General features: G+C 72.0%; 8 protein-coding genes. 2 read left to right on the top strand and 6 right to left on the bottom strand.

Annotation, left to right across the window (positions count from 1 at the left end; all coding sequences use genetic code 11):
- From lepA to AB0M20_RS16190, 3 genes are all read right to left on the bottom strand, one after another.
- A partial coding sequence (lepA, locus tag AB0M20_RS16200) for a translation elongation factor 4 (RefSeq protein ID WP_364298754.1) occupies positions 1 to 1,149 on the bottom strand: 1,149 nt, incomplete at its 3' end.
- A 195-nt stretch (positions 1,150 to 1,344) separates the two neighbouring features.
- On the bottom strand, positions 1,345 to 2,040 hold the full coding sequence (locus tag AB0M20_RS16195) for a transcription elongation factor (RefSeq protein WP_364298752.1): 696 nt from the start codon (positions 2,038 to 2,040) through the stop codon (positions 1,345 to 1,347).
- Positions 2,041 to 2,097: 57 nt separating this feature from the next.
- Positions 2,098 to 2,631, bottom strand: coding sequence for a DUF4240 domain-containing protein (locus tag AB0M20_RS16190; RefSeq protein ID WP_364298750.1), 534 nt, complete (start codon positions 2,629 to 2,631; stop codon positions 2,098 to 2,100).
- Between the two features lie 55 nt (positions 2,632 to 2,686).
- On the opposite strand from AB0M20_RS16190, the gene AB0M20_RS16185 reads away from it, so the two are divergent.
- A complete protein-coding gene (locus AB0M20_RS16185) occupies positions 2,687 to 3,667 on the top strand; it encodes a phosphotransferase (protein ID WP_364298748.1) in 981 nt (326 codons plus the stop codon).
- Positions 3,668 to 3,823: 156 nt separating this feature from the next.
- Positions 3,824 to 4,090, top strand: coding sequence for a 30S ribosomal protein S20 (gene rpsT, locus AB0M20_RS16180; RefSeq protein WP_364298746.1), 267 nt, complete (start codon positions 3,824 to 3,826; stop codon positions 4,088 to 4,090).
- Between the two features lie 73 nt (positions 4,091 to 4,163).
- Here rpsT and AB0M20_RS16175 read toward each other — a convergent pair whose 3' ends face one another.
- The 3 genes from AB0M20_RS16175 to holA form a co-directional block, all read right to left on the bottom strand.
- Positions 4,164 to 5,219 carry a hypothetical protein gene (locus tag AB0M20_RS16175; RefSeq protein ID WP_364298744.1) on the bottom strand — a complete coding sequence of 352 codons (1,056 nt, stop codon included), beginning with the start codon at positions 5,217 to 5,219 and terminating at the stop codon, positions 4,164 to 4,166.
- Positions 5,220 to 5,249: 30 nt separating this feature from the next.
- Positions 5,250 to 5,690: a hypothetical protein gene (locus tag AB0M20_RS16170; protein ID WP_364298742.1), complete on the bottom strand. Its 441-nt coding sequence runs from the start codon at positions 5,688 to 5,690 to the stop codon at positions 5,250 to 5,252.
- Positions 5,691 to 5,695: 5 nt separating this feature from the next.
- The coding region (holA, locus tag AB0M20_RS16165; protein WP_364298740.1) for a DNA polymerase III subunit delta at positions 5,696 to 6,402 on the bottom strand (707 nt) is incomplete at its 5' end.

The following is a 6,402-nucleotide window of genomic DNA, read 5'->3' as shown; positions in this document are numbered from 1 at the left end:
GGTCGAGATCAGGTCGAGGTTGAACTCGCGTTCGAGCCGCTCACCGATGATCTCCAGGTGCAGCAGGCCGAGGAAGCCGCAACGGAAGCCGAAGCCGAGCGCCAGCGAGGTCTCCGGCTCGTAGGTCAGGGACGCGTCGTTGAGCTGGAGCTTGTCCAGGGCGTCGCGCAGCGCCGGATAGTCCGAGCCGTCGATCGGATACAGGCCGGAGTAGACCATCGGCTTGGGGTCCGAATAACCGCCCAGGGCCTGCTTGGCCGGGCGGTTGTTGCCGGTCACGGTGTCGCCGACGCGGGACTGGCGCACGTCCTTGACGCCCGTGATCAGGTAACCCACCTCGCCGACGCCGAGCGCGCCGGCCTTCTCCATCTCGGGCGAGACGACGCCGATCTCGAGCAGCTCGTGCACGGCTCCGGTGGACATCATCTTGATCTTGTCGCGAGCCTCGATGCGGCCGTCGATGACCCGGACGTAGGTGACGACGCCGCGATACACGTCGTACACCGAATCGAAGATCATCGCCCGGGCCGGGCCGGTGGCGTCGCCGACCGGCGGGTTGAACTGGCGCACGATCTCATCGAGCAGGTGGCCGACGCCCTGACCGGTCTTGCCGGACACGCGGAGCACGTCGGACGGCTCGACGCCGATCAGCTTGGCGAGCTCCTCGGCATACTTCTCCGGCTGGGCGGCCGGCAGGTCGATCTTGTTGAGCACGGGGATGACGTGCAGGTCGTTCTCCATCGCGAGGTACAGGTTCGCGAGGGTCTGCGCCTCGATCCCCTGCGCCGCGTCGACCAGCAGCACGGCTCCCTCGCAGGCCGCCAGGCTGCGCGACACCTCGTAGGTGAAGTCCACGTGTCCCGGCGTGTCGATCATGTTGAGCACGGCCGAGTCGCCCTTGCCGTCGCCCTCCCGGATCACCCAGGGCATGCGGACGGCCTGCGACTTGATGGTGATGCCGCGCTCGCGCTCGATGTCCATCCGGTCCAGGTACTGCGCCCGCATCTGCCGCGGATCGACCACCCCGGTGATCTGCAGCATGCGGTCGGCCAGCGTGGACTTGCCGTGGTCGATGTGCGCGATGATGCAGAAGTTGCGGATGCGACCGGGGTCGGTCGCTCCGATGATGTTCACGCCGGGGTCGGGCACGGTCGTCCGTTCTGGTCGTTCGTCAACAATCCAAGGGCACGCCGGGCGCCACCCGGCCGTTCCTATCGTCCCACGCCCGCCGCCCTCACCGGGCCGCCCCCGTCTCGCGGCCGCGCCGGCTCGCCGATGGCCGGCGCTCGCGAGGCTGGGCCCGGCGGTCTGCCACGGCTCGGCCCGGCGGTCGCGTGGATCAGGTCAAACCCGGTCGAGCGCCTGGTGCGGCAGCGGTGGCATCTCGACGGTGAACGGGTCGCCCGGCCGCACCGCGCCGCCGCGCAACACCACGCCCATCACGCCCGCCTTGCGCACGAACCGCCCATCCCCGTCCTTGTAGGCAACCTCCTTGAGCAGCCCGGACCGGAATCCGTCGATCTGCCCGCACGGGTTCCGCAACCCGGTGATCACCACGGCCGGCCGCGGATCGGACCAGGCCTCCCGCTCGACGGCTGCCTCGAGCGCCAGCACCGCGAGCTCGAACGCCTCAGTGAGCTCCACCCGCCGAGCCGCCGCGATGACGTCCCGCGCCGACCCGGCCTCGGCCGGCTGCCCATCGCCGGCCGCAGGCGGTGGGCCGAACCGCAGCACGGCACCCCGCGGCAGCCCGAGAAGATCGACCCCGCGGGTCGTGACGTTCTCCCCCAGATCGCCCGGCGTCACGGCGAACCCGTGCTCACCCACCTCGCCGAACAACTCGGCCTGGATCAGGTGGACCTGCCGCAGGTTCGGCTGACTCGGGTCGGCCCGCACCCGGCTGCGATGCCGGACGGTCACCCCCGCGTGCACGTCCCCCCGCACTCCGAGCCCCGCCTCCAGGACGATCTCGTCCCGCGCCGGCTTACTGAACGAGTACTTCTCCACCTGGTTGACCGAGGCCACCGATCCGTCGCTCATACCGAGGATTCTCCCGGCCCGCCGCCACCCGTTTTGGGCGTGCCGTTCGCCGGCCGCTCACTCCGGCGGCTCCAGGAACAGCGCGGCCAGCCGCGGCAGCCGCTTGCCCATCTCGTCCTCGTCGTCGAAATCCCACAGCTCGGCCGGGTCGAGCCGTTTCACCGGCACGTCGGACGGCGGCAGCTCGGAGCCGGTGGCCTGCCGATGGGCCTCCTGCGCGATGGCCAGCACCTCGCCCGCCTCGAACACCGCGCCGCTCGCGGCGGCACCCCGCACGGCCGGCATCTCGGCCAGCGAATCCGGCTCCTTCACCGACCGCGCCACCACCTCGCGCCCGTGCGCGATCAGCCAGCCACGGAAGGCGTCGAACCCCTCCTCGGAACACCCGCCGTTGATCAGATAGGCCGCCGCCCACAGATCCTCCCGGCTCGACGCGGCCATCACCTTGTCGAGATGTCGCCCCCACGCCACGATCTCCTGCTCGTCACGCCCGGCAAGCTCGGCCACGGCGCGCTCGGCCACCACCGCGGGCGAGCCGGGCCGGTCGGCGGTCGCGCGGGCGATGACCGCCCAGAAGTCGTCGGTTCTCATGCCGAGGATCGTGCCACCGGGGTACGACAAAACTCGTCGACGGCAGGATGGGGTCATGCGTCCGGTATCGCTGCCCGAGATCCGCTACGGCGCGACCGCCGTACGCCCGGACTGGTCCGATCTGCCCGCGGCCGTGCGCACCGCGATCGTCGGCCGGCTCGACGCGCCGCTCGCCAGGGCGACCGCCGCCGGAGGCGGCTTCACCAGCGCCTACGCCGGTTTGCTGGAGACCGCATCCGGCGCGCGCGCGTTCGTCAAGGTGGCCCCGTTCGGCAACACCGCTTCGGCCTACGCGCGGGAAGCGTTCATCACGTCGGAGCTGCCGGCCGGGGTGCGCGCCGCCCGCCCGCTATGGACCCTCGAGGAGTCGGGCCACTTCGTGCTGTGCCTGGAGGCGGTCGCCGGCCGGGTGCCGGATCTTCCCTGGTCGCACCCGGATCTCGAGTCGACGCTGGTCACCTGGCGGGCGGCGGCGACCGCACTGTCCCGCCCGCCGGCCGCCCTCCTGGCGGCCGGCCTGCCGAGGCTCCCCGACCTGATCCGCGACGAGCTGTCCTGGTGGTCCGAGATCGCCGCAGGCAGGGTGCCCGCGCCGCCGGTCCCGCCGTGGGCACTGTCACACCTGGACGAGCTGGCCACCCTGGAGCAGCGCCTCCCGGGCCTGGCCGCGGGCGCCGGGATGCTGCACGGCGATCTGCGCATCGACAATGTGCTGATCGACGACACCGGCTCGGCCTGGCTCTGCGACTGGACCTGGCCCTGTCTGGGCGCCCCTTGGTTCGACACGGTGACGTTGCTGGTCACCGCCTGGGCCGGCGGCGCCGACGCCGACCGCCTGCTCGACGCCTGGGAGCCGCCGGACGGCGGGGTCGATGGCGCCCTGGCCGCGATGAGCGGATATTGGCTGGTCAGAGCCGCGGGTGACCCGGGCACGGCATCCCCGCACGCGAGTCAGCACCACAGGTTCAGCGGCACCCAGGCCCTGACGTGGCTGGCCGCCCGCCGCGGATGGTCCACCTCGCAAATCACCTCGTGACTTCATCGCGGAGGCCGGTAGGCGGGCGTTTTGGAGGCCCCTATGGGGTGCTGGTAGTGTGGTTCTTCGCGTGTGGTGACGCGCCGCCCATCGATGGAGACGTGGCGTCACCACCGAGAGACATCATCCGCACACTAGTCAGGACAAGGCTGTCGCGTGGCGAACATCAAGTCCCAGATCAAGCGCAACCGGCAGAACGAGAAGGCCCGGCTGCGCAACAAGTCGGTCAAGTCGTCTCTGAAGACGGTGATCCGCAAGCTGCACGAGGCCAGCGCAGCCGGCGACGCCGAGACGGCGACCACGCTGCTGCGCACCGCCTCTCGTCAGCTCGACAAGGCGGTCAGCAAGGGCGTCATCCACAAGAACCAGGCTGCCAACCGCAAGTCGGCGATCGCCAAGCGCGTCGGCTCGCTGTCTGCCTGACCGCACCTCAGACTTCACCCCTCGCATCGGCCACACGGCCTGGTGCGAGGGGTTTCGGTCGTCTGCGGCACCCTCAGCGGAAGGCCGGTGCCAGCGGCATAGGGCAGTCGCCCCACCGGCCGGCCAGCTCGTCGTGCAGGCGGTCGGCCAGCTCGGCCAGCGCCGGCGTTCCGGCATCCGTCCGGCGGACCACATCCAGCCGGTGCAGGATCGTCGCGCGGCGCGGCGGTGACGTCTTCCCCGGTGCGATGGTCAGTGTCGCGTCACCGTCCAGCGCGCGCTTCATGAACCACGACACGGACATGTAGCTCCACCCGACCGTGGCGACGGCGACGTCGGTGCCGAAGTCCGCCGAGTCGGCCCACTCGCTGCGCGCCGCCGACCGGTACGCCCGCAGCGCGCCGTCGACCACGTCCTCCGGCAGGCGCCACGCGCACCAACAGGACGGCCACGGCACCGCCAAGTAGCAGAGGTCCCAGGCGACGTGCCGCCACTGGCCGCCCTCGAAGTCGATGAGCACCAGCCCGTCCTGGGTGCGGACGTTGTTGTCCGGGCACGCGTCCGCCGGGGTCAACGCGGCGGCGGGCCCGTCGCCGCTCAGCCGATCGGCCAGCCCGAGCAGCTCGGCCATGGCCGGGCCGGGAAGGTCGACGCCGAGCTGGGCGCAGTGGCGGTCGAAGCCGTCCACCGCCTCGGCCAGGTCCTCCGGCACCCGCGACTCGGGAAAACGCGCACCCAGTACGCCGCGGAACGCCGCCCGCGACCCGCGGGTCTGCCGATGCAGCCGGCCCAGCGACGTGGCCCACGACTCGAGCGCACCGGCCGCCACCACGGGATCGGCACCCAGCAGGGCCGTCGCCACACTGGGCCCGATGCCGATGTCGGTCATCACCACGATCGGCGGCGACGCGGAGGTCGCGACCAGCCGGGGTGCCGGCGCACCGTCCGGGAGGATGGAGAGCGCGGCGCGTTCCCGCGCCCAGCCGTCGCCGTCCCCGCTCAGATATTCCTTGGCGATCAGCGACCGCCCGTCGACGACGATCCGCCTGACCCGCGATCGCAGGCTGCCGACCAGCGTCTCGCCGACCTCGACGCGAGCGCCGGGAAAGAGCGCCCGCACACTGTCCACACCGGAACAGTAGCGGCCGCGACAAGACGCTTATTCGTAGCGGCGGGCGGCCGACTGCCGAGCCTGCTGCATGCGCAGCTCGATGTCGGCGGCGGGCGTCCCGCCGTCCGGATTGCGCAGATCGACGGTACGCGCGCGACCCAGCGCACGCTCCCCCACGGCGAACTCGCCCACGGCCGGCCGCACCGGCGATGACCGATATCCGCCCGCAGCCGGCACCGCCACCGCCGGCCGCATCAGCGCACCGGCGATCAGGTCGTTGAGCTTAACCATCGCCGCCACCGTGATCGGCAGGACCAGCACGCCCCACCAGCTCACCAGCTCGGCCAGCGCGAGCAGGACGCCGAGCGCGACGGCGCCCTCGAGGAACACGAAGCAGAGGAAACCGCTCGGCGTGAGGTGTCGCAGACCGAGCATCCGCGCGTACAGCGGGAGATCGCGCTCGATGGGCGCCCGCCGGGACCTGATCATCCGGCTCACCGCGCGGCTCCCCGCCGGGCCGCGGCGACCTGCACCACTGCCTGTTCGAGGGCCCAGCCGCGATCCTCGGCCCCGCCTTTGACCGCCGCGTTGCAGTCGGCCGCGACGCGCATCGCCGCGGCCAGCCCCTCCGGGCTCCAGCCGCGGGCGCGCTCCTGCGCCTTCTGGATCTTCCAGGCCGGCATGCCCAGTGAGGCGGCCAGCGAATAAGGGTTGCCGCGACCGGCCGAGGCGACCCGCGCGACGGTCCGCACACCATCGGCGATGGCGTCGGCGATCGGCACCGGGTCGACACCCACGTGCAGCGCCCAGCGCAGCGCCTCGAGCGCGCCCGGCACGTCGCCGACCATCGCGGCGTCGGCCACCGTGAAGCCGCTGGCCTCGGCGCGTCCCCTGTAGTACTTCGCGACGACCGCCGCGCTGATTTTGCCGTCGGTGTCGGCCAGCAGCTGGGAGCACGCGGCGGCGATCTCGCGCAGGTCGTTGCCCACCGCCGCGAGCAGGGCGGATGCCGTGGCCTCGTCGCAGCGGCCGCCGTGGCGCCGGAACTCGTCGCGCACGAAGGCGATGCGGTCACGCTCACCCTTGAGCTTCGCCGCGGGCACGACGGTCGCGCCGGCCGCCTTGAGCCCGTCGGCGAAGGCCTTGCCCTTCGCTGCGCCGAGGTGGGTGACGATCAGGCTGACATCGGGGTCGGGATACG

The sequence above is a fragment of the Actinoplanes sp. NPDC051633 genome (genome assembly GCF_040681735.1).
Lineage (GTDB): Bacteria > Actinomycetota > Actinomycetes > Mycobacteriales > Micromonosporaceae > Actinoplanes.
The sequence above is the reverse complement of the archived record's forward strand: the minus strand, read 5'-3'. Positions and strand labels throughout refer to the sequence as shown.